Origin of the sequence: Blautia sp. CAG:237 (assembly GCF_000436615.1) — a bacterium.
Lineage (GTDB): Bacteria > Bacillota > Clostridia > Lachnospirales > Lachnospiraceae > Blautia_A > Blautia_A intestinihominis.
Genome location: NZ_FR886766.1, coordinates 13,630 through 38,220 on the forward strand (window position 1 = coordinate 13,630; position 24,591 = coordinate 38,220).

Annotated in this window: 23 protein-coding genes and 1 tRNA gene; 3 read left to right on the plus strand and 21 right to left on the minus strand. The window is 43.6% G+C overall.

The annotated features are described in order from the left end of the window. The first annotated feature begins 536 nt into the window (after positions 1-536). On the plus strand, positions 537-1,058 hold the full coding sequence (locus tag QZL69_RS12505) for a hypothetical protein (RefSeq protein ID WP_118698418.1): 522 nt from the start codon (positions 537-539) through the stop codon (positions 1,056-1,058). After that, positions 958-1,221, plus strand: coding sequence for a fibronectin type III domain-containing protein (locus QZL69_RS14110; RefSeq protein ID WP_118698419.1), 264 nt, complete (start codon positions 958-960; stop codon positions 1,219-1,221). Before QZL69_RS12505 ends, QZL69_RS14110 begins: the two co-directional genes overlap by 101 nt. 137 nt (positions 1,222-1,358) lie before the next feature. On the opposite strand, the gene QZL69_RS12510 is transcribed toward QZL69_RS14110, so the two are convergent. From QZL69_RS12510 to eno, 14 genes are all read right to left on the minus strand, one after another. Continuing rightward, a tRNA-Leu gene (locus tag QZL69_RS12510) sits at positions 1,359-1,443 on the minus strand. 115 nt (positions 1,444-1,558) lie between these two features. Continuing rightward, positions 1,559-2,827, minus strand: coding sequence for a peptidoglycan-binding protein (locus QZL69_RS12515; RefSeq protein WP_022215539.1), 1,269 nt, complete (start codon positions 2,825-2,827; stop codon positions 1,559-1,561). A 74-nt stretch (positions 2,828-2,901) separates the two neighbouring features. After that, entirely contained in the window at positions 2,902-3,822 is a 921-nt protein-coding gene (locus tag QZL69_RS12520) for a phosphodiester glycosidase family protein (protein ID WP_227221728.1), read from the minus strand. A 55-nt stretch (positions 3,823-3,877) separates the two neighbouring features. Further along, on the minus strand, positions 3,878-5,167 hold the full coding sequence (gene rseP, locus QZL69_RS12525; RefSeq protein ID WP_022215541.1) for an RIP metalloprotease RseP: 1,290 nt from the start codon (positions 5,165-5,167) through the stop codon (positions 3,878-3,880). 1 nt (position 5,168) lies between these two features. Continuing rightward, complete coding sequence (gene dxr, locus QZL69_RS12530) at positions 5,169-6,311, minus strand: 1-deoxy-D-xylulose-5-phosphate reductoisomerase (RefSeq protein WP_022215542.1); 1,143 nt, start codon at positions 6,309-6,311, stop codon at positions 5,169-5,171. A 30-nt stretch (positions 6,312-6,341) separates the two neighbouring features. After that, a complete protein-coding gene (locus QZL69_RS12535; RefSeq protein WP_022215543.1) occupies positions 6,342-7,136 on the minus strand; it encodes a phosphatidate cytidylyltransferase in 795 nt (264 codons plus the stop codon). A gap of 6 nt (positions 7,137-7,142) precedes the next feature. Beyond that, positions 7,143-7,850, minus strand: a complete 708-nt coding sequence (locus QZL69_RS12540; RefSeq protein ID WP_022215544.1) for an isoprenyl transferase — start codon at positions 7,848-7,850, stop codon at positions 7,143-7,145. Between the two features lie 85 nt (positions 7,851-7,935). Then, positions 7,936-8,487 carry a ribosome recycling factor gene (frr, locus tag QZL69_RS12545; RefSeq protein ID WP_022215545.1) on the minus strand — a complete coding sequence of 184 codons (552 nt, stop codon included), beginning with the start codon at positions 8,485-8,487 and terminating at the stop codon, positions 7,936-7,938. 28 nt (positions 8,488-8,515) lie between these two features. Further along, on the minus strand, positions 8,516-9,211 hold the full coding sequence (gene pyrH, locus QZL69_RS12550; protein WP_022215546.1) for a UMP kinase: 696 nt from the start codon (positions 9,209-9,211) through the stop codon (positions 8,516-8,518). Positions 9,212-9,252: 41 nt separating this feature from the next. Next, positions 9,253-10,224 (minus strand): hypothetical protein, encoded by a 972-nt coding sequence (locus tag QZL69_RS12555; protein ID WP_022215547.1) that lies wholly within the window; start codon positions 10,222-10,224, stop codon positions 9,253-9,255. Between the two features lie 122 nt (positions 10,225-10,346). Beyond that, entirely contained in the window at positions 10,347-10,814 is a 468-nt protein-coding gene (gene smpB / locus QZL69_RS12560; protein ID WP_022215548.1) for an SsrA-binding protein SmpB, read from the minus strand. Between the two features lie 13 nt (positions 10,815-10,827). Beyond that, positions 10,828-12,861 carry a ribonuclease R gene (gene rnr / locus QZL69_RS12565; RefSeq protein ID WP_022215549.1) on the minus strand — a complete coding sequence of 678 codons (2,034 nt, stop codon included), beginning with the start codon at positions 12,859-12,861 and terminating at the stop codon, positions 10,828-10,830. Positions 12,862-12,934: 73 nt separating this feature from the next. Next, positions 12,935-13,174 (minus strand): preprotein translocase subunit SecG, encoded by a 240-nt coding sequence (gene secG, locus QZL69_RS12570; RefSeq protein WP_022215550.1) that lies wholly within the window; start codon positions 13,172-13,174, stop codon positions 12,935-12,937. A 312-nt stretch (positions 13,175-13,486) separates the two neighbouring features. After that, the gene (gene eno / locus QZL69_RS12575; protein ID WP_022215551.1) at positions 13,487-14,812 is read right to left on the minus strand and encodes a phosphopyruvate hydratase; all 1,326 of its coding nucleotides are present in this window, start codon (positions 14,810-14,812) and stop codon (positions 13,487-13,489) included. 523 nt (positions 14,813-15,335) lie between these two features. On the opposite strand from eno, the gene QZL69_RS12580 reads away from it, so the two are divergent. Next, a complete protein-coding gene (locus QZL69_RS12580; protein ID WP_022215552.1) occupies positions 15,336-16,178 on the plus strand; it encodes a polysaccharide deacetylase family protein in 843 nt (280 codons plus the stop codon). 13 nt (positions 16,179-16,191) lie between these two features. Here the strand turns inward: QZL69_RS12580 and tagD are convergent, their stop codons facing one another. The 7 genes from tagD to QZL69_RS12615 all read right to left on the minus strand — a co-directional run. Next, a complete protein-coding gene (gene tagD / locus QZL69_RS12585) occupies positions 16,192-16,599 on the minus strand; it encodes a glycerol-3-phosphate cytidylyltransferase (protein WP_022215553.1) in 408 nt (135 codons plus the stop codon). A gap of 36 nt (positions 16,600-16,635) precedes the next feature. Then, positions 16,636-18,027, minus strand: a complete 1,392-nt coding sequence (locus tag QZL69_RS12590) for an InlB B-repeat-containing protein (RefSeq protein WP_022215554.1) — start codon at positions 18,025-18,027, stop codon at positions 16,636-16,638. Positions 18,028-18,153: 126 nt separating this feature from the next. Further along, entirely contained in the window at positions 18,154-19,275 is a 1,122-nt protein-coding gene (gene glf / locus QZL69_RS12595; protein WP_022215555.1) for a UDP-galactopyranose mutase, read from the minus strand. Between the two features lie 12 nt (positions 19,276-19,287). Further along, positions 19,288-20,247, minus strand: a complete 960-nt coding sequence (locus tag QZL69_RS12600) for a glycosyltransferase family 2 protein (RefSeq protein WP_022215556.1) — start codon at positions 20,245-20,247, stop codon at positions 19,288-19,290. 13 nt (positions 20,248-20,260) lie between these two features. Continuing rightward, positions 20,261-21,370, minus strand: a complete 1,110-nt coding sequence (locus tag QZL69_RS12605) for a glycosyltransferase (RefSeq protein WP_022215557.1) — start codon at positions 21,368-21,370, stop codon at positions 20,261-20,263. A 28-nt stretch (positions 21,371-21,398) separates the two neighbouring features. Continuing rightward, complete coding sequence (locus QZL69_RS12610; RefSeq protein ID WP_022215558.1) at positions 21,399-23,588, minus strand: glycosyltransferase; 2,190 nt, start codon at positions 23,586-23,588, stop codon at positions 21,399-21,401. Between the two features lie 28 nt (positions 23,589-23,616). Continuing rightward, a partial coding sequence (locus tag QZL69_RS12615) for a glycosyltransferase family 2 protein (RefSeq protein WP_291519670.1) occupies positions 23,617-24,591 on the minus strand: 975 nt, incomplete at its 5' end.

Genomic DNA, 24,591 nt, shown 5'->3' on the forward strand with positions numbered 1-24,591 from the left:
TCTTTATTCTCTTCCCTCGCGACAATCAACAGTATAACGAAGTAATCTCCATATGTCAACACTTTTTTCATTTTTTATCAGTCTATTTTTCCAATTACGCAGGCACTTCCGACAGTGCCACCACACCACATCTGGTAAAAACCGGCAGTGTAACAAAAGAATACACGATCGAACCTGCTTCTATCTACACAAGCAGCACTACCTGTACACTTACACCAGACACCTGCATATACGATGGCAGACCACAGGAACCCAAAGTAACCATTGTTAATAACGGCAAAACCCTGGTTGAGGGCAGGGACTTTACTGTAGAATATGCGTACAATGCTTCTCCTGGAAGAGCACGTGCGGGCATCACAGGTATTGGAAATTATTCCGGATATTTTACCACCACCTTTTATATCAGCCGTGGAGATATCAGCAGTTGCGACATCACTCTTTCTGATGAGTCGCAGATTTATGACGGCGCAGCAAAAAAACCTGATGTCACTGTAAAATGTAACGGCAGTACCTTAACGCAGGATCAGGATTATACCTTGTATTATCGTAATAATACCAATGCAGGCACAGCTTCCGTTACTATCTATGGAAGCGGCAGCTTTTCCGGTTCTATAACAAAAACCTTCCAGATTACTGCCAATGATTTCAGCAAATGCAATGTTCAGCTTTCCAGCTCGGTATTCACCTATGATGGTTCCGAAAAAAAGCCGAAAATCACCGTAACAACCTCTGCCGGTAAGAAATTGTCCCCTGACACAGATTATACACTTGCCTACAGCGATAACACAGACGCAGGCACGGCTTCTGTCACCGTCACAGGTACCAGATGCTATGCTGGCAGAAAAACAGTCAACTTTCAGATTGCCCGTGCAAAGGCTACACTTACAGTAAAAGCTGCTTCTCTTACCCTGAATCAGAGCAGTAAAAAAACAGATATCATCAAGAACAAAAAAACCGATGGAAAAATCACCTGCAAAGAATCAGGCAAGCATATCCTGGAAACCGGTAAAATCCATTACTGCCTACCAGATCCAGTACAGTACTTCAAGCAACTTTAAGGGTGCTAAAACGATCACCGCAAAAGGCAGCTCCAAATCTGCCATTCTGAAAAAGCTGACCCGTGGCAAGAAATATTACATTCGAATCCGCACATACAAAACCGTCAGCAAAAAGAATTATTATTCTGTTTGGAGCAGAACTTCCTCTGTCAAAATCAAATAATTTTATGAAATAGTTCCAAAAACGCCGCACCACAGGGCAGTTTATTTATCTTCTGCCTCTGTGATGCGGCGTTTTTTATAAATCTGAATAATAATCAAAAAAATCCCTGCACCTTCTCAGATACAGGGATCTATCCATGCGGAAGATGGGACTTGAACCCACACAAGCGCAATGCTCACAAGATCCTTAGTCTTGCTCGTCTGCCAGTTCCGACACTTCCGCATATCGCATTTCTTTGGGAATTCTTTATTCTCTTCCCTCGCGACATGTAGTAGGATACCAGAAACAACTGACAAAGTCAAGGCTTTTTTTGAAATTTTTCCGTTTTTTTGTGAATTTAATTCAATTCTGCAATTCTGCTGACAGCGACATAAATCTCCTGAATCTTATACCAGGTCGGATAGTCTGTAATTCCCGTCTCAGGAAGTCCAAAGACATCCTGAAATTTACGAACAGAATTCTTTGTCTGCTCGCCATAAATCCCATCTACTCCAACCTTCGGTATCGCCGGATATGCATCGCTAATCACATTCAGCTGTTCCTGAATCTGGCGGACTTTATTTCCTGTTGCCCCGATATTAAGATCATATCCCGGCCAGGAAGAAGGAATCCCCGATACTGCTTCTGCAACATTTACATAAATATCATTTCCATAAAAATACCGAAGAATTTCTATTGGAGAGTACCCCTGATCTCCCAGCGATTTACTGCCCCATTGTGTCATCCATCCGCGGTTTCTGCACTGTACCTGCCGTCCGTCACAGTACTGGGTCAGAATCGGCTGTCTCACATCCGGTCTCGACAGATAATTTTCAAAAAGCTCATCTACGATTCTGGAAATACTGTCAAAAATATTTCTTCCATGAATCCATTTGTGATCATAGGCAGTGGACGATGTAATTGTAAAATCTTTTCCTTTGTTCCGGTACCATTCCGTATAGACTCTGTTCAATGTAAATGACATGATTACCAGAACATTTGCCCGGATCGTATCATCCGGCCAGGTAGCGTAAATTTCACTGCTCGCCACATTTTTAATATAATCTTTGTAACGAACATAATAATCCTGTGCTGTATTATCATTTACAGGTCCGTCATGAACGACAATATATTCCGGCACAACAACCCGGCTCAGAACAATCTCGCCACTTTCATTTACAGGCTTGATCTCTGCCTCCTCAATCTTTGGCGGATACTCGCCCCACAGAGTATGCGGACCGATCACGATTCGTTCAAAAGAAGCGCCTGCCTGGAAATTCACACTGACTGTCTGCTGGGCAAGAACTCCCGGGAGTACCTGCGTACCCGCTACTTCAGAGTTCTCAAAACCCTCCGCCTCGACCTGAACCGTATATTCCGCATATGGTTGCTGCTCTGACGGTTCCATGCTGTATTCCAGCGGAGGCGTTTTTACATCCAGAACCGGTATCTGTCCGGAGGAATCAGTCCGTACTTCCTCGATCGTCTGTCCGCTCTCTCCGGTATAGGATATTTTTACCCGGGCATTTTCAACCGGACGCGTTCCATCTGCCGTCATTACTGTGACTTTCAATTGACCCTGGTCAACATTTTCCTGCTGCGCCCGAATTTTTTCATAGAATTCCATAAATTTCTCCCGAAAAAACCTCTCAGGATAGTTTATGTCAGGATTCTTCGGAACAGCACAAAAAAATCAGGAGACTACCATATAGAGTCTCCTGCAGAACGAATCATTCCCTCGTCCTCATGTACAACAATATCTTTGCCTTCGGAACCATTTCCTGCATCCACAAAATACAGAATGTCTCCGCAGGCTCTTTCTTTGCCGTTATCTGTCAGCATATTCAGTACTCTGCCCTTAAATACAAGCGTTGCTGAGCCACCACCGTCCAGATTGTACGCATAGTCACATCCCAGATCCAGAAAAACCTGCTGCAGCTCCTGATAAGTCATTCCCTGAGAGCCACCATAGCCTTTACCATCCACAACCACCAGATAATAGTCACCGGGACTTACCATTCCCACCGCCGCTCTCTGGTATCTGGAAGTCTGATGGAACTGCCCGGAAATCTCACTGGCCTCACCGTTCTCTACAAGCGTCGGACCAAAACAGTAAGTATCCTGCACACCGCGGTTCAGAAGATCCTTTGTCGTCATTCCCGCAGCTGCAGTAAACATTCCACCATCCTCTGTCACACAGAAAATATTTCCGTTTGAATACACATCATTATAGATCCGACCGCCTTTGATCATAGTCTTGCCAGGGGCGGGTTCTCCCGAACCATAGGAAAATGCACTGCCATTGATACCAATGATTCCATCATGAGAGGCAAGCTCCTCGGATGTTGTTTTGCGCGGATTTCCATAGGTTCCGCCACACAATGCAGATTTCAACTGTTCTGTGCTGAACGTCTGCACATGAGCCACCCAGTATTTGGTATATCCTGTATCCTTTTGTTCCACGTTTACTTTCAGAGTTTCTGTTTCATAATTCAGGTCATCATTCGTAAAATTCGTACTTTCCTGTTGTTCTGCCGCCAGGATCTCACTTCCCGGATCACAGAGACTGCTGCTCATAAATATTCCCGCCAGCACGAGCGATGCCAAAATTTTGTTTTTCATAATTCTTAATTCACTTCATATCTCTTAACTGTCAAATCCATTTTATCCCAAAACATCAGAAAATCTTCAGGATATCATTATACATAACTACAACCATCAATGCCATCAGAAGCATCAGACCTGCGAAATGCACCATTCCTTCCACTTCCCGGTTGATCGGTTTCCGGCGGATCGCCTCTACGATCAGAAATACCAGTCTTCCACCATCCAGCGCCGGAAGAGGCAGAAGGTTCATTACACCAAGGTTTGCCGACAAAAGGACCGCCATGTTGAGCATATTCATCCAGAGCATCAGCGCGCCCTCGCTCTTGCTTTCCTCATAAGTGGTTCCGATCGCATCCACAACCCCCACCGGGCCGCTCAGATCCTTAAAGCCGAGGCCGCCTGTAACAAGCTGTTTCAGACTCAGAAGTGTAGTACGGATCATATATTTCACTTCCAGGGTACCATATTTCAGCACTTCAAGCCCGTTCGCCTTCTGATATCCCAGATTATAGGAAAATCCAAGTACCGGTGTGCGGTATTCCTGCGGCGTGATCGTTGCCGTATAATCCAGTCCGTCACGCACATAAGTAATCTCCACCGGCTCATCTGAAAGCGGGTGCTCCTGAAGGTAAGCATCATATGCTTTTCCATCCGCAACCTCTGTTCCGTTGATCGCCGTGATCGTATCTCCCGGCTGAAGCCCCGCCGCTTCAAGAGGCATTCCCTCGATCAGAGATTCTACTGTCATCGAAGATGCATCCGAACGGTTAAATCCAAGAAGATATCTCACCGAAACATCCGGTGTATACTGGATTTCCTTCGTTTCGCCATCGCGGCGTACTTTAAGTGTAACTGTATCTCCCTCATTGAGTGAGTTCAGATAACTGTACACATACAGATCCTTCGCCAGATCCACATGGTATCCATTGTATTCCGTGATCACATCGCCTGCCTCAAGTCCTGCCTCTGACGCGGCAGAATCCTGCTGTACTTCCACGATCTCTGCCGGATCATAACCGACAAAGCCGACAATGATCACCGACAGGATAAATGCCAGAATAAAGTTAAAGACCGGGCCTGCCGCCACGACAGAGATCCTGCCCCATACCGGAGCCGCATTAAAAGATCCCGGAAGTTCTTCCTCTGCCGTATCCTCGCCAACCATGGCACAGGAACCGCCAAGAGGAAGTAATTTCACAGAGTAACGTGTCTCTCCTTTTTGGACACTGAATAATCTCGGTCCCATTCCAAGAGAAAACTCCGTCACACTGATCCCGTTCAATTTCGCCAGGAGAAAATGTCCCAGCTCATGTATCAAAATGATTGCACTGAAAATGATGATCGCAATCAGAATCTTCAATTTACCACCTGCTTTCAATCCACTGATAAGTCTCGTTTTCTACTGCCAGAATATCCTCAAGCTGTGGATGCTCGATCTTTATATGTCTTTCCATAGCCTGCCCGATAATATCATAAATATCCAGGAACCGGATCTCACGGTGCAGGAATTTCTTTACTGCCAGTTCATTCGCCGCGTTAAATACGGTCGGCATGGAACCGCCCTCTCTGGATGCCTGGATTGCCATCGGAAGTCCCAGGAAGGTCTCCATATCCGGTTCCTCAAATGTGATCTGTCCAAGTTTCGCAAAATCAAGCCGGTCTCCCGCAAGATATCTTCTATGAGGATAATAAAGCGCATACTGGATCGGAAGGCGCATATCCGGTGTTCCAAGCTGGGCGATGATTCCTCCATCCTTGAACTCTACCATGGAATGGATCACACTCTGCGGCTGTACAACAACCTGGATATGATCCAGATCCATACCAAAAAGCCACTTCGCCTCCATGACCTCAAGCCCTTTATTGACAAGAGTTGCGGAATCTACAGTGATCTTCTGTCCCATTACCCAGTTCGGGTGTTTCAGGGTATCCTCCAGGGTCACATGCTCCAGATCAGCTCTCTTTCTTCCACGGAAAGGTCCGCCGGACGCTGTGATCAGAAGTTTATGTACTTCTTCCTTATGTTCTCCGTTCAGAGACTGGAAGATCGCGCTGTGTTCACTGTCCACTGGCAGGATCTTCACACCATATTCCTCTGCCATCGGTATGATCAGATGTCCTGCAGTTACCAGAGTTTCCTTGTTTGCCAGCGCAATATCCTTACCTGCACGGATCGCCTCGATCGTAGGACGGATCCCAAGCATTCCCACGATCGCGGTAACAAGGATTTCCGTCTCTGGCATTGCTGCCAGTTCCAAAAGTCCGTCCATACCGGACACTACCTTCGTATCTGTATCCTGGATCTTCTGTGCCAGATCTCTGGCTGCATTTTCATCCCAGACTGCCACGAGCTGCGGAGAAAATTCCCTGACCTGCTCTTCCAGCTTCGCAATATTCCGTCCTGCGCTGATACCAAGGACTTCAATATCGCCGTTTGCGCGCACAACATCCAGTGTCTGTGTTCCGATAGAACCTGTTGAACCTAATATCGCAATTTTCTTCATAAAAACAGAGTTCCTCCATTCATCTGAATTTTATAAACCAAGGATCATCTTCGCAAGATAAAAGATGATCGGTGAAGTAAAGATCACACTGTCAAAACGGTCAAGGATGCCTCCATGTCCCGGGATCAGCTTGCCGTAATCCTTGATGCCGCGATTTCTCTTGATCGCAGATGCAGCAAGATCTCCTACCATAGAGATCAGTGCACCGACTGCACAGATCACTGCATATTCCACTATCGGTCCATGAGTCACAGCCGCATAGATCGCGCCAAGTGCTGCTGCTCCCACAACACCGCCGACAGCTCCCTCGACGGATTTCTTAGGGCTCAATACAGGTGCCATCTTGTGTTTGCCGATCAGCATTCCCACGCAATAGGCACAGGTATCACATCCCCAGGAGCAGAGGAAGATCAGCCATACAAGGAATTTACCTCCCTCAAGATTTCTCGTAAGGAAAATAAAGGAAAGCATGACTGCCACATAAACGATTCCAAAAAATGCTGACATCACCTGATCCGCTTCATATTTCGGATATGTAAACACATATACAAACATCAGAAGCACCAGTCCCAGAAGGACTGCCATCATTCCGTATCTCTCAAATCCAAGGAGCAGAGAAGCATAATACAGGATCGTCCCCAGATATCCTGCGAGTTCCAGAAGTCCTACGCCATCCTTATGGACACCCATTGCCTTATAAAGTTCCTGGATTCCAAGAAGAGAAACACAGAGCAAAGTTACAAAAAGTACATATCCTCCACTGATGATCGTCAGAAGTGCTGCAATCACCAGAAAGATACCACTGATCAATCGTGTCTTAAACATCTTTATTTACTCCTCCTTGACCCCGCCATATCTGCGGTCTCTCTCATTATATTTCTCAATTGCCTTAATTAATTCTTCCTTATGGAAATCTGGCCACGGAACATCTGTGAAATAAAATTCTGTATAAGCCAGCTGCCACATAAGAAAGTTGGAAAGTCTTAATTCTCCACTTGTGCGGATCATAAGATCCGGATCCGGAACTCCGGCAGTATCCAGATAATTCTCAAAGCATGACTCATCGATCGCATCCGGAACCAGTTTGCCGTCTGCCACATCCTGAGCCAGTTTACGCACACCTCGCACGATTTCGTCACGGCTTCCATAATTCAGTGCAATCTGGAAATAAAGCTCATCGTAATCCTTGGAAAACTCCTCAAGCTGGCGGATCTTCTCCTGAATATCCGGCGCAAACGCGGATGGATCACCGATGACCTTGACACGCATATGGTTTTTCTCTGCGCTTTTCATGCATTTTTTGAGATAGCTTCGGAACAGCTTCATCAAGCCCTCTACTTCTTCTCTGGATCGTTTCCAGTTCTCTGTCGAAAAAGCATAGACCGTCAGGTATTTTACGCCAAGATCCTTGATATCATCACAGATCGTCTCCAGATTCGCACATCCCTTGATATGTCCGTATCCTCTCGGCATCCCCTTTGCCTTCGCCCATCTGCCGTTTCCGTCAAGAATGATAGCTATATGATTTGGTACTCTCATATGTTTCTCCTCTTATTTCTTTTTATGCAACAGAAAGAGAGCCTGTTTCCGGCTCTCCCTCTCCTCATTCCCCACCTGACCGGGATTATACAGTCAGGATTTCTTTTGCTTTGGTATCTACTGCTTCATCGATCTTTTTGACAAATTTATCTGTCAGTTTCTGTACAGCATCCTCAAGGTCTTTGATCTCATCCTCGGAAACGTCCTGCTTGCCAAGTTTCTTGAATGCATCGTTTGCATCACGGCGGACATTGCGGACAGCAACTTTGGCAGCCTCACCTTTCTTCTTGACATCCTTTACCAGCTCTTTACGACGCTCCTCTGTGAGCTCCGGAAGTACCAGACGGATCAGTTTACCATCGTTGTTCGGGTTCAGTCCCAGATCAGATGTAAGGATTGCTTTCTCGATTCCTTTGATCAGGCTTGCTTCCCATGGCTGGATCTGGATCATACGTGCCTCCGGCACTGTGATGTTTGCCACCTGCTGAAGCGGTGTCGGGCTTCCATAATAATCTACGGTGATCTTGTCAAGAATATGCGGGTTTGCACGTCCTGCACGGATCGTTGTCAGTTCCTCCTCGAAGCCTTTCAGTGTCTTGGTCATTTTCTGCTCATATTTCTGAACTCTTTCATCCATTTGTCAAATCTCCCTCTTGTAATTTATTTTATACAGTTACCTTGGTTCCGTTGAATTTACCATGAACTGTATTGATGATGCTGTTCTCTTCCTCAAGGCCAAAAACAAGCATTGGCATTTTTTGCTCCAGGCACATGATAGATGCTGTAAGGTCCATAGCTGCCAGTTTCTTGTCAACGACTTCCTGAATGCTGATCTCATCGTATTTCACAGCGTTCGGGTTAACCTTCGGATCGCTGTCATAGATTCCATCTACGGCTTTGGCAAGAAGGATCGCCTCTGCCTCGATCTCAACAGCGCGAAGTACGGTTGCTGTATCTGTAGAGAAATACGGATGGCCTGTACCGCCTGCGAAGAACAGAACCTTGCCCTGTGCAAAGCCTTCCTCTACTGCATCTTTGGAATAGAGGCTTGTAAATGCGCCGCATTCGAACGGTGTAAAAATCTCTGTGCGAAGTCCCAGATATCTGCAGATATCAGATACATAGATGCAGTTCATGACTGTAGCCAGCATACCGATCTGATCTGCCTTATTGCGGTCGATGGTCTCACTGGTACGTCCTCTCCAGAAGTTTCCTCCTCCGATCACAATACCTACCTGAGTTCCCTCTTCTACAATTGTGCGGATCTGCTTTGCAACAGCGATGACTGTAGCCTCATCAAATCCTTTCTTCTCTGCTCCTGCCAGAGCCTCTCCACTTAATTTCAGTAAAATCCTCTTCATAGTTATTTATCCTTTCCTCCGATGCATCTGCATCAGTATTCTTACCATACGCCTGTAACAACTTCGTTTCCATCGGCATCTACAGTTGTTGAAACCGTGAAGTTTCCGTAATAATAATAACCGCTTGTGCCATTATCCGGGTCTTCGTCATATTCTGATGAATTGGAATCGCCAATCGCTGAAACCAGATCATCCAATGATCTGCCAATATATCCCTCTGCTGTCCGAATCGTAGAATCTGTCGGACTTGTATTATCTCCGTCGTCACCGTTATTACTGTTATTGTTGTTATCATCCGGATTTGGTGCCTGTGTCGGATTGGCTGTGTTATCAGAATCATCCGGTGCCTGCGTCGGATCGGCTGAATCAGATGGATCCGGAGTCGGTGTCACATCTTCTTCGCTATCGGTGTCAAGACCAAGTCTCTTCTTCACTTCATTCAGAGTAGATACTTCTTTACTTCCAGTTGTTGTAAAATACGTTGCATAAGGAATCGAATCTTCTCCCTCTCCGTCCATTCGAAGAGTAATCTGCTTCATAGATGCCAGTGGCAGTTTTCTGAAGAAACATTCGTTTGCATCTTCATCTGTGTAGGCGATACGAATATCGTATGTGCTTCCTGAAGAAGATGGCTTCTCATAATAATAAACTGCATTCTCTCCATTCTTAAGAGTGAACATACCATTTACAAGATCATCACCCCATTCGTCAGCAGTGTCCTCATCTGCATCATCAGATGGCGTCTCTCTGATATAGATAGATGCAATCTCTGAACCGGTGCGGTTTACAATAGCAACCTTGGAAGCTGTTGCTGTCTTTTCACCGATTACATTTTTCTCCGTTGTCTCTTCCATATTTACAAGTTCTATCGTAACCGTAGGTGTCGCCTGAGGAGTTTCAGTAGGCGTTACCTGGACTGGTGTCTGTTCCGTTGTATTCTTCTTGCCACAGCCTGATGCAGCTATTGCCAGCACAGCAAGCCCTGCAATGGCCAAATAACGTTTTTTGAGCATATCTATTCCCTCCTGTTTCCTATTACGTAATAGTCCTATGATGTCATTATTATTTAACTTAATTATACAGAGTCTCAGATTCTTGTCAACTAAATGTCCCAAAATTCATACAATTTTTAAAGTTACAGATTTTTAACCTTAAACTCTCTCTCAGCTTCTCTTCGCTGGTCTTTCTTTGCAATATCCTGTCTCTTGTCATAGAGCTTCTTGCCTCGCGCCACACCAACTTCAACCTTTACCAGACTGCCCTTGAAATACACCTTGAGAGGAACCAGCGTGAGACCTTTTTCCTGAAGTTTGCCCTCGATCTTGTTGATCTCATGTCTGTGAAGAAGAAGCTTCCTGACACGCAGAGGATCCTTGTTAAAGATATTTCCCTTCTCATAGGGGCTGATGTGCATTCCATAGATATATACTTCGCCTTTTTCTACACGGATAAAAGATTCCTTGACACTGCACTTGCCCATACGAAGGGACTTTACCTCTGTTCCTGCCAGAGAAATACCGGCTTCATAAGTGTCCTCTATAAAATAATCATGAAAGGCTTTTTTGTTGTTGGCGATCAGTTTGATCCCTGTTGCTTTCGCCATAAAATTCCCTCCTTTACTCAACAACGGTAAAATCTACCGTTCTCTTCAGAGCATCCGCATCTGCCACCCTGACTCTTACTTTCTGTCCGAGATGGTAGACTTTGTGGCTCAGTTCGCCGCTCAGCTCATAAGTTTCTTCGTTATAAGAATAATAATCGTCCCGAAGGCTCGTCACATGAACAAGTCCCTCGACGGTATTCGGAAGTTCCACATAGAATCCATAAGCAGTCACGCCTGAAATGATGCCCTCAAATTCTTCACCGAGATGATAAGACATGTATTCAGCTTTCTTTAAGCGGTCTGACTCTCTCTCTGCTTCCTGTGCCCTTCTCTCACATGCACTGGACTGCTGTGCAACATGTTCGAGGATCTCTCTGTAATGCTCTGTCTTTCCTTCTCTCTGAAGTCTCCCCCTTATATTATCACGAATGATACGGTGGATCTGTAAATCTGGATATCTCCTGATCGGAGAAGTAAAATGACAGTAATATTTCGCTGCAAGACCAAAGTGACCGCTGCACTGTGTCGTATATTTTGCCTGCTTCATCGTACGCAGGGTCAGACGGCTGATCATTGTCTCATTCGGCAGTCCCTGGATACTTTCGATGATCTCCTGGATCTCCTTCGGGGTGATCTCCTCACCGGCCTTCTGCACAGAGATCCCCTGGTTTCGAAGAAGCGTCAGAAGACTCTCCACACGTTCCGGATCCGGGGTCTCGTGAGTACGGTATACAAACGGATACTCACCCTGACAGTACTCCTTTGCAACGGTCTCATTTGCCATCAGCATGAAATCCTCAATGATCTCTGTCGCCACATTCGCCTCATAAGCCTGCACATCGATCGCTCTTCCCGCGCCGTTGAGGGTGATCTTGCTCTCCGGAAAATCAAAGTCGATCGATCCTCTGTGGTGCCTGCGGCTCCGAAGAAGCTCTGAAAGTTCTTTCATCAGGAAAAACATTGGCACAAAATCCGCATACTCAAGGCTTGTCTCAGTATCGCCGTCTTCCAGGATGCAGCGTACCTGCGTATAACTCATTCTTCGATCCACGCGGATGATCGTCTCTGCGATCTTGTGATCGATCACCTGGCCGTTCTTGTCAATATCCATAAGACAGCTTAAAGTCAGTCGATCCTCTCCCTGGTTCAGTGAACAGATTCCATTTGAAAGCCGCTCCGGAAGCATCGGGATCACACGGTCTGCAAGGTACACACTGGTTCCTCTCTTTAGTGCTTCTTTGTCCAGTGCGCTGCCTCCCTGAACATAGTTGCTCACATCTGCGATATGCACACCAAGATGATAGATATCGCCTTCTTTTGTAAGAGAGATCGCATCATCGAGGTCCTTGGCATCCTCTCCGTCGATCGTCACGGTCTGAAGATGTGTGAGGTCCATCCTGCCATCTCTGTCGGCATCAAGCACGTGATCCGGAACACGTCCTGCCTGTGTGATGACCTTCGGCGGGAACTCTGACGGAATATTGAAACTCTTCACGATCGCCAGGATATCCGTTCCAGGTGCATTTATGCTTCCCATATCCTCCTTGATCCTGCCTTCCGGCTTATGTCTCTCATCGCCATAATCAATGATCTCTGCCACGACCTTGTCGCCATCGCGGACTCCCTTGGAATTCTTAGCTGCGATATAGATATCCTTTGCATACTTCTGATTGTCACAAAGTACAAATCCATAATCACGTTCTCTCTGAAAAGTACCCACAACCTCCGTGGTCCCACGCTCAAGGATTTCGACAACCGTGCCCTCCTGACGCTTTCCGCTGCCGGACTTCTTCTTCACAAGGACTCTCACCTTGTCCTGATGCATGGCAGTTCCTACAGAATTTGCCGGAATAAAGATATCATCTTCCTCGTCCTCAAGTTCCACAAATCCAAAGCCCTTCTGGTTGCCTATGAAGGTACCCTCTTTGATCAGACCCTGTTTCTCAAACTCCCAGAGATCTCTTTTCTTTAATTTAAATTTATCTTTCTTTATCTGTTTGCCCTTGGAAAATTTCTTTTTCTTTTCCCAGTTTTTCTTTCTGCTCACCTAAAGCTCTCCTTTATTGATATCCAACGTAAAAAAAGCACTCTTGCAATTTATACAAGAGTGTTTCCTTTGACTAAAAATTCATATTTAAAACAGCTGCCAGTATAAAAAATAACACTGCCATGATCGTAGTTGCTCTTACAAGGCCACCTTCCATAGAACGTCCCTTGTTTCTTCCCCAGTATGTATCTGAGGCACCTGAAATCGTTCCACCCAGGCCCTGCTGCTTGCCTTCCTGCATCAGAACAACAACAGTCAGCGCAATACAATCTATAGCAAAAATAATAGTCAGTATTGTTCTCAAAATCTGCACTTCGGTTACACCTCCTAATCAACTGCAAAATATTGTGTTACTGTTCACTTCGTTCACAGTAACTTGGTCAAAATGCATTTCAAATCACCTTCGGTGATGGCATTTTGCCCTGTATGTCTCGGGATTTTGCCATATTCATGGCAAAACACCTCGCGAAATATTACCTGTGGACAGTAATAAGATTGTACCATACCACCCTCTGGATTTCAACCGTTTTTGGATAAGTTTCAGGGCAAAAATCCGATTCCCCCTGCTTTTTTTGCACTGTGCAGACAGAATCGGATCCTGTACACCGCATTTTTTATTCAGACGTCACTCTTTTTGAAATGGATTTTCATAAACAGCATCTTCTCCAAGCAATTCACTGATCCGGATGAGCTGATTGTATTTCGCATTCCGGTCAGAGCGGCATGGTGCTCCTGTCTTGATCTGCCCGGCTCCTGTCGCCACTGCAAGATCTGCGATAAAAGCATCTTCTGTCTCGCCCGAACGATGTGAGATGATCGCACGGTATCCTGCGTGCTGCGCCATTTTCACTGCATCCATCGCCTCGCTTAAGGTACCGATCTGGTTTACTTTGACGAGGATCGCATTTGCCGCCTCAAGCCTGATTCCACAGGAAAGTCTTTTGACATTTGTGACAAAAAGATCATCTCCCACAAGCTGCAGCCTGTCTCCGAGACGTTCTGTCATTGTTTTCCAGCCTTCCCAGTCATCCTCATTAAGACCATCCTCAATTGAAATGATTGGAAATTCTTCCAGAAGTTCTTCATAATAATCGATCATTTCTGCCGCATCCCGGAGCACTTCTTCGGCTTTCATCTTACTCTCACCCGGAAAACGGTACACACCCTGTTCTTCATCATAAAGTTCACTGGCTGCTGCATCGATCGCAATAAAAATATCTTTTCCCGGTTCATACCCTGCTTTTTCAACTGCCTCAAGGATCAGCCGCAGGACATCCCTGGAATCTTTGAGATCCGGCGCAAAACCACCTTCATCCCCTACCGCTGTCGAAAGGCCTTTCTCTCTGAGAAGGATCTTGAGAAACTGATAGATCTCCACACACATCCGGATCCCATCTTCAAAATTCCCGGCACCGCAGGGCATGATCATGAATTCCTGCAGATCTACAGTGTTGTCCGCATGCTTTCCTCCATTCAGGATATTCATCATCGGAACCGGCATTTTTCTTGTATGGCAGCCGCCAAGATACTGATAAAGCGGAATCCGAAGCGCCATCGCCGCTGCCCGGGCAACCGCCATGGAAACGCCCAGAGTTGCATTTGCCCCGGCACTGCTCTTGTTTTCCGTTCCATCTGCCTTTATCAGAAGCTCGTCGATCCGCACCTGATTCAGCGCATTTTCTCCAAGAATGGCTTCCGCCAGTCTGATATTTACATTTTCGACTGCTTTTCGCACACTTAATCCGACATAATATCCTTTTTCTCCATCCCGGAGTTCCACCGCCTCAAATCTTCCTGTCGATGCTCCGGATGGCACGATCGCCCTCGCTGTATATCCCTCAATTCCAATGATCCCTTCGCCTACGGTAGCTTCCACCTCAACAGTAGGTGTTCCTCTGGAGTCCAGAACCTGTCTTGCGTGGATCCTGCGTACAGGTAGATAACGCAACATGAGATTACCTCCTTCATCAAATGATAAACTTAGTTTTCCCCTGATGCTTCTTTCTATGCAGAGATCGTCGCAATTTCATTTTCTGTATTGTTTTCAGACAATTCTATTTTTATTATATTGTTTGCTGTATACGAAATATTTATTTTGAAATTTTTATTTTTTATTGTTGACAAATGTAATTTTATCTGTTATATTAAGTACATAAAACAAAGGAACGAAAACAAAAAAACAAACAGAAAGGCGTGAGACCACCGAAAACTTAAGCGAACCCCAATACTTTAAGAAAGGCAGGTACAGACCACCAGAAACGTAAATCTTAACACATCATAATTTTAGGAAGAGAGGTACGGACCACCAGAAACGTAAACTCATAATTATTCCAAATGTTTTATAAACTAAACAGGAGGTACGTTCCATTGGACAATGAACAGTAGAAGAGCCACCAGATTAAATAATTCATCTGATGGCTCTAATTTTTTGTCTTCTTACATATACTGAATCAAACATCTACATGGAGATTCCCATGACATCTTTTTTTATTCTTGTCTTTCACTACATAAAGAAATCCCGCTTTTTATGTTCTCTCCTTCTGCTGGCCGGTGCTTTTACCCTCGGCAGTCTGCTTGGAATCCTCACCGGAACGCTTTCTCCCACAAAAGAAACCTCTGCTTCTGTCCAAAGTGCAAGCTGGGGATTAAGTTTTCAGGAAGAAGGAAAACGTCCTGCCGGAAACGCCACCATCGATGATCTGAAACAGTACAACGCCTATTATGCCAGCGATACTGACGAAAAAATCCTCTATCTGACTTTTGATGCCGGATATGAGAATGGAAACACCCCTGCAATCCTGGAGGCACTTAAAAAGCACCAGGCTCCCGCTGTCTTTTTTGCTGTCGGAAATTTTATCAAAGATAATCCCGATCTTATCAAACGCATGATCACAGAGGGGCATATTGTGGGAAACCATACGATGACCCATCCGGATATGTCTCAGATTTCTTCGATGGAATCCTTTCAGAAGGAACTTGAAGGCGTGGAAGAACTCTATACTTCCGTAACGGGCGAACCCATGACCAAATTTTACCGGCCGCCCCGCGGTGTCTACAGCACAGAAAATCTTTCCATGGCAAAAGAACTTGGCTATTCCACCTTTTTCTGGAGTCTTGCCTATGTGGACTGGATCCAGGAGCAGCAGCCCTCGAAGGAAGAAGCTTTCCAGAAACTGATTCCCCGGATCCACCCTGGTGCGATCGTTCTGCTCCACAATACTTCCTCCACGAACGCCGCGATCCTGGATGAACTTCTCACCAGATGGGAAGAAATGGGCTACCAGTTCCACTCCATAAAAGAACTGACCGAGGCGTAACCCCGGTCAGTCATTATTTCTGCTGTTCTTTTGTGTGAAGATCTTCCTTGATCTGGGAACTGGAGATCTCAGGTGTACGTGGCAGGTAAACCACCTCGCAGCCTTCTTCTTTGAGGAAATCAAACTTACCTTTCCAGTCATCTCCCATCACAAAGGTATCTACATGATATTCTTTTACGTCGGAACGTTTCTGTTCCCAGTTTTCTTCCGGAATTACAAGATCCACATAACGGATTGCCTCCAGAAGCTGTTTCCTTTTTTCGTAGGAGAAATAACATTTCTTCTGCTTTTCATTCCAGTTGAACTCATCTGTGGAAAGACCTACGATCAGATAATCTCCAAGCTGTCTGGCACGACGCAAAAGATTGATATGCCCATAATGAAGCAGGTCGAAAGTTCCGTATGTGATTACTCGTTTCATAATTAATAAAGATTCCTCTCTGATTTCAATAATAGATCAGGCATTCAGCTTCCTGATACAGTAGCCATAAATACGGAGAGTCGTTTCAACCGAATAATGAAGTCCATCATAGATTCCTGCATCATAACGATTGCTGCTCCATCCATATTTCTGAAGGTTCGTACAGGTATTAATATAAATAAACGCACGATCACTTCCACTGCATAATTTCTGATAAATTGTCTTATTAAAAGCTGCCACCTGAGCTTCTGTTCTCGTTGCAGCGCCATAGCTTCGAATCATGGCACTGTTCACCGGATTTACAGAAAGATAATACATATCACAATTATAATTCTGTTTGAGATTTTCGGACACTTTTCTCATGTAAACAACATATGTATTGATGTTACTCATATCATTTACACCGAGATTAATAATAACCGCTTTCTTTGTCTTACGTGACTGCTTCGACAGTTTCCGGAGCAGTTCCCTGTAACCAGTCTGTCGGAACCAGTCAAGTCCCTGATTTCCTTTACATACAAAATCTACATTTGAAGGAGCAGAATTTCCAAGGGCAAGCTGAAGCCCAACCGTTCTGGAATCTCCTACAAAATAAACCATCTGATGTTTCGTAGGTTTTATAATTGATGCCGGTGCACGATCCTGTTTTGAGAAAAATACAACCATATAATAGTTTCCTGTTCTGGTAGGAATTTTATCGCCTGCCTTATATTCAGGATTGGTTGTTTTTCCCTTGGTACGTGACCAGCCCAGACACATATTTGCGCTGTTCAGGTTTACTGCCGGAAATGTTGCACTTCCGGAACTGGTATCCACAATTTTCCATACCGTTCCGTCGTATTTACGGAGATTGACTCCTGTAATTTTCTTTCCGACAATATAAAACTTCATATTACCGGTAACACGCAGACTGTCGCCCTCTTTTTTGACTGTTTTACCATTTATAGAAGTACTCCATCCGAGGAACTTATACCCCGTCGCCGTCGGATGCAGAGGAAATGTCAGCACCTGACCCTGATATCCCTGTTCCCGCAGGCTGGTATATTCTTTGCTTCCATTCATGGTATAGTATCTTACCGTATAGAGCTTATAATAACGCAGACAGAATTTCGTGTTTTTTGTAATTCTCACATTCCTTCCTGTAGCATATTTCAGCTCTTTGGTCCCACTCTTCTCTACCCATACGCATTTATAACCGGAACGGTTTACTGTCGGAAGCTGAATATAACTCCCCTTAGTTACAGTCCTGGCCCACTTACGAAATGTATCATTAGAAACTACGCCATTGGAATTCGCAAAAACAACTTTACACTTCTCTGTAGTGGCTGCCTGAGCCGAAACCGGTCTGCTGGCTGCCAGAAGCAGGAAACCAAACAACACTGTCAAAAAGATGATTCCTCTCCACCTGTTTACCGTGGCTTTTCTCATAAAAAAACTCCTTACTTATGTCTTCTCATCAAATCGTAATTTTTCTTGTTTCCGAGTTTTACTATAACAGTTTTCCAATTCTGATGCAATACAAATTTCATCAGAGTTTCATATTTTTGTCATATTTCAGAGTTCTTTTTCACACATCGAAAGCGCAGATGCGATTACTGCGTCCATATCATAGTACTTATATTCGCCCAGGCGCCCACCAAAAATCACTTTTTTTTCTTTTTCAGCAAGATTTTTGTACTTCTCGTAAAGTTCCCCGTTTTTCTCATCATTTACCGGATAATAGGGCTCATCTCCAGGTTTCCATTCAGAACTGTATTCACGGCTGATCACGGTTTTGGGAATTTCCTGTCCATCATCATCTTTGCCAAACTCAAACCATTTGTGCTCAATAATTCTGGTCCACGGAGTTTCAACATCCGTATAATTGACTGCTGCATTCCCCTGGAAATTTGGTTTATCAAGAAGTTCTGTCTCAAAACGCACAGAACGATATTCCAGATAGCCCATCTGATATCCAAAATACGCATCAATCGGACCAGTATAGATTACTTTGTCCGCAAGTGCATCCCACTCATCTTTCTTTTCAAGATAATCTTCCTCCAGGCGAACCTCAATGCCATCCAGCATATTTGCAACCATTCTGGTATAACCGCCCATCGGAATCCCCTGATACAGTGCATTGAAATAGTTATTGTCAAAAGTCAGCCTCACCGGCAGTCTCTTGATGATAAACGCCGGAAGCTCCCTGCAGCTTCTGCCCCACTGTTTCTCGGTATATCCTTTGATCAGTTTCTCAAAAATATCTCTTCCGACCAGGGAAATAGCCTGTTCTTCCAGATTCTTTGGCTCTGTGATACCTGCTTCACGTTTCTGCTCTTCAATCTTGGCAGCTGCTTCTTCCGGTGTTACCACACCCCACATCTTGTTGAATGTGTACATATTAAACGGAAGCGAATAAAGCTCTCCGTGATAATTGGCAACCGGGCTGTTGGTAAAACGGTTAAATTCTGCAAACTGTGTGATATAATCCCAGACCTTTTTGTTGTTTGTATGGAAAATGTGTGCTCCATATTTATGTACATGGATTTTTTCCATGTCTTCTGTATATACATTTCCGGCAATGTTCGGGCGTTTATCAATAACAAGAACAGACTTTCCTGCCTTTTTGGCCTCATGCGCAAAAACAGCTCCGTAAAGACCTGCACCAACTACCAGATAATCGTAATGTTTATTCATAAAACCAGTCCTCTACTTTCCGCTTTCAATAAGCTTTGCATATTGTTCATATTCAGATTTGTTATAAAAATATTCTTTGTTTTTTCCGGAAATTCCCAGATCCGCAAACCACTCTTCCAGTAGTTTGTTTCTAAGTATTGTCTGGGTCGGCTCCGCCAGAGTATTCAGGTTCCAGAGACTGAAATGAAGTGCATAGTTGATAAAGTCTTTCTCAACTTCCTCAAAAATCCCCTCCTGCTTCATTCTTTCCCGAAGTGCCGTTAATGCCTTATAAAAACAATCCCATGATTTTTCTCTTGTCTTGGAAAGAGAATCCTTTGCATCTCTTCTCTGATGTGCCAGAATTTTATCTGTCACTGCAATTTTCTTTGCAAGTGTTACTGCACTGAACACAAATAACAGATCATTGCTGGTGCGTTGCTCCTGGAACGTAAGATTTTTTTCATCTACAAAAGATTTCAAAAACAGCTTATCCCATGCCCATCCTACAAAAACCTTAAAAATATTGTCTGTCATCTGTCTGCGTCCAAACGGTGCATATGGTGGAAGCTCCTGCATACGCAGTGTCCATGGTGTTTCTTTATATTCGTCCTTTTCTGTCAGATACTGGTTAGAACGGAAAACCACCATTTCCGCCTGATACCGTTCCGCCTGTTCATACGCTGTTTCCAGCATATCCGGTTCAAAGAAATCATCACTGTCCAGGAAAGAAAGATATTTCCCGGATGCATGACGAAGGCCAAGATTCCTGGCCGCACCGGCTCCTGCATTTTTCTGAGACAGAACTTTTATCCGATGATCTTTTTGTTCATATTCTTTCAATATCTGAACAGAGTCATCTGTAGAGCCATCGTCCACACACAGAATTTCAATTTCTTTTAATGTCTGACCGACAATCGTGTCAAGACATTGTTTCAGATACTTTTCCACATTGTATACCGGAAGTATAACAGAAACTTTTATATTCTCCATTATTATCACCTGCTTATTTTCTGAGTTTTTTTAACATTCTTTTTATTTTAATCGGAACATACATAACTATTCTTCCAACACGCAGTGTTGTGGAGTTTTCAAGTTCCTTTACTCTTTTTTCTAAAATACGCTCTTTTTTACTCTGCAGATAAAATTTCTCATAAAATCCGTCCGGATCCTTGATCATAAACTGCAGGTTTTCCCATTCTCTTACTCCAAACACACTTTCTTTAAGTTCACCATTGTCTCTGGCTCTGCGAAATTCCCTGCTGATCCGCTGTATATATTCCCTCTTGAACTCATCACCGATTCGTCCCAATGTAAAATTATAGTTATGAAGTTTTTTGAGTGAATACATATATTTAAAGCGATTCCAGATTTCCGGATCCCTCATGAGGATATCCTTGATATAATCATATTCTATATTGGTACAATAAACTTTTTCTTTATTGTTTACAGATGAATTCGGGTTGTCACGACGGTTCATATAATATGGTTTATCCAGAATCATCGCACGCTGGGCATAAATGAATGTCTGAAAATAAAATCCATTATCCTGGAAAGAAGCACCTGGTGTCTCATTATGTCTGATATGATGCTGTTCCAGGAAATCTCTTCGATAAATGCCGCTCCATGTATTCATAATAAAACGAAGTGTTTCCGGTTCCTGGCTTGGATTAAATACTTTATTATACCATTCTGCTGTTTTGTCCAGATGATTATATACCAGATTCATATTTCCATTTTCATCGTTTCTGGTAAATCTGTAAAAATCAGCTTTTACAAAATCAAGTTCGTTCTTTGCCGCCACATTATACAGATCTTCATACATATAAAGCGGAACAAAATCATCTGGCTCAACAATTCCAATATATTCCCCTGTTGCCTTATCCAGTCCAACGTTCATGGCTTTTCCATAACCACCGTTTTCCTTGTCAATCACAACAAACCTTGAATCTCCTGCTGCATATCTCTTTATAATCTCAAGAGAACTGTCTTTTGAGCCATCATTAACACAGATAATTTCAATGTCTTTCAGCGTCTGTCTCTGAAGACTCTCCAGACATTCATCCAGATACATTTCCACATTATAGGTTGGAACAATAATTGATACTTTTGCCATTTCTTTTTCTCCATTCCTTATCTTTATATTATTTTTTTATGATACATCTTATTTTTCTCGGGATTGCAGTGATTCCCCTTCCAAGTTTATATGACCAGCTGGTTAACACACCTGACATTCTGCTTTTCAGAGTTTCATGCTGTTCTTTCAGAGTATTATGTTCAGCTTTCAGTAACTGGTATTTTTTCATTTCTTTCTGGAAATCTTCAATCTCACATTTAAGCTCTTTGATTTCAGCTCTGAGTTCTTTATTTTTATTATCCTGTTTATCTCTCTGATACAGCGCTTTTAATTTTATTACTTTTTCGTTTTCGCTGATTTTCTTTAATTTCCTGTAGTTCTTTTCATTTAACGCCTTTATATTTTTTATACTGTATACATAGAAATAAAAATCTATCCACTCTGCCGTCAGATTTTCTGAAATTTCCTGTTCGATTTCACAAAAGTCCATTTGCCAGATTGCTCTGCATGCATTGTCTCTCATTCTGTCCATCTGTCTCAGCAGAACATCGCAGTACTCCCTGTCAAATTTCTCCTCTTCGATATAATGTCCCAGTGATTTCAAAACCACATAATACGAATATGCCAGACGCAGACCGCTGCTTCCTGTCATAACAGATTTTTCCCTTAAGCGGCGTCTGTAAAAATTCCCATTTACATAGCGTACTTTCTTTGCTTCTGTAAGACATTGAATTGTAAAAATATTATCTTCACATACAATTCCCTCAATAAATCGGATACCCTTTTTTTCCAGAATATCTCTTCTCATCAGGCACAGGTAAACCGCAGGTTTATATTCTCCATAAGATACTGCTTTTGCAAAAAACTCTTTTCCTGTCATGCAGCCACTGTAATCTCCGTAGCGATTATAATAACCGGAAAACTGCTTCTGATCCCGCTGTAACGATTCATTTTCATAAAATTCTTCTGCACTGAAAAGAACCATATCCAATTCTTCCTGTTCAGCCATGGCTACACAGAATTCAAGTGTCTTCTGTTTTAAAATGTCATCGCTGTCCAGAAAATAAATGTATTTTCCGGATGCTTTCTCCAGTGCCCTGTTTCTGGCAGCAGATGCGCCCGGAGCTTCCTCTCTCAATATACAGATACGCGGATCTTTTTGCGCAAATTTCTCTGCGATATCCAGAGATCTGTCTGTGGATGCATTATCCACACACAAGATCTCAAGATTTTGAAATGTCTGTGTTGTAACTGATTCCAGGCATTCTCTCAGATAGTTTTCTACATTGTAAAACGGAATGATTACTGTAACTTTGACATTCTCTACAGCATTTCCTGAGGGACTCCAGTCTTTCAGATCAACTAAAACCTGTTTCTGTTTTTCTGCTTTTTTGAGAGCCCGTCTTTCCCAAAGTTCCTCTGATGGCTTTTCCAGGAGTTCCAGAAGTTTATCAAAATCCTCCGGAGCATAAAAATACTGCCGTGTATGTCCTCCGATACCCAGTTCATATAACTCAGTCTTGCAGCAGCTCCTGACAAAAATTTCTTTATCAGAAATTCTCTCTAACATACTAAAATAGTTTCGAAGTGTTATATTAACAAAATTTCTTTCCAAATCCTGAAATAATTCTCTGCGCTTCAATTCTTCTCTCAGCGCAAACGCATTTTCCATCAGGGAATTTACTGATTCAGCTATCGCAGCATCCTGTTTTTCGCTCCTGTCTGCGATCAGTTTCCTGTCGAGAAGAACTACTGTTTCAGCAACTGCCAGCGCCAGTCCTGCCATTGCCTGTTCCGATAATCCATGGTGCCACATCATCTTTATGGCTGTATCTTTCCTTAACAGGATATCATACAGAGAAATCCCTGCCAGTTCCAGAATCTGACTCGACTGTTCTGACACAGAAAACTGGACTTCCTGATTTCTGTTGCAGACAATGGCACCCGCTTTTTCATATTTCGCCGCAGCACGCATCATTGTCTCTAAGAACTGCTCTTCATATGAAAGAGATGAGTTCCAGAATATTATAAATTTGCCCTGAATTTCTTCGAAGAAATTATCTGTTTCTTCAATATGCTGTTTCAGTGTGATATCTGAATGCTGCTTTGTTTTATCCAGCGCTCTCTTTGAGTTTCCCAGATTAACAAGAATAACTTCTCTTTCTTTAAAACTCTGTTTATCTATAGATTCCAGAATTGTTTCCATATCAGACATAGAATCATACACAGGAACAATTATCGAAATTTTCGTACACATATCATCTTCCTCCAAGTCTTCAAGTCCTCTACCCTAGCTGTTTTCTGATTTTATGCGCCACCCTGATGGCCAGTTTTTTCAGAGAATACTTTTTATTTTCTTTCTCTGCATTTTTGGCTCTGGTCACCCAATAGGACTTTTCCTGTTTTAATTTCTGTACTTCCAGAAACAGATACTCTCCCGCTGTACACTTCATCATATTCTGATAAATCTGATATTTCTGGGCATTATAGGAATAACACTCTTCTTCCCTGAAATCTGCCAGGTCAAATTCCTCAAAAAATTCTGCCTTCATACGGTCATATACCTGACAGAAAGATTCTCCTGATTTCAACGAACACAGATTATAGATACTTACACCAAACGCAAGGTTTCGGAAACTGGTTTCTACTTCACTGTAAATTCCAAGTTCCAGCAGTTTCTCTCTCAACGTCTTAAGGGAATCGTACCAGTCCCACGGAGTCTTTGTGTTATTCGCCTGAAGACTGGTCGGAATCTGTCTGTAATTTACCAGTACCTCCTGAAGAATGGTAACACGCTTCGCAAGTGCCAGTGTCAGAAATACAAAGTATACATCATTAAATCTCGGCAGAGCCATAAACTCTATATAATTTTCATCGATCAGACTTTTTCTGATCAGCTTTGTCCATGGACATCCCGTTCCTATATTGAAAATATACGGAAAAGATTTCCCCTCAAAAGGTATCTGCTCCGGGATATACTCCGTCTTGAGAATAACATTGCTTTTTTTGTATGTTTTTGTTGCCTCATAGTACATGCGCGCATCAAACATACAGATATCTGCATCATCCTCTCTTGCTTTCCTCAGGCTGTGCTCCAGCATTTCCGGTTCAAAGAAATCATCTCCATCAAGAAACAGGCAGTATTCTCCCTTCGCCTGTCGGATTCCTTCATTTCGCATAACTCCTGCCAGACCGCAATGCGGCATTTCGATCAGACGGATCCTTGAATCTGCTTTCCCATGCTCCCGGATTCTTTCCCT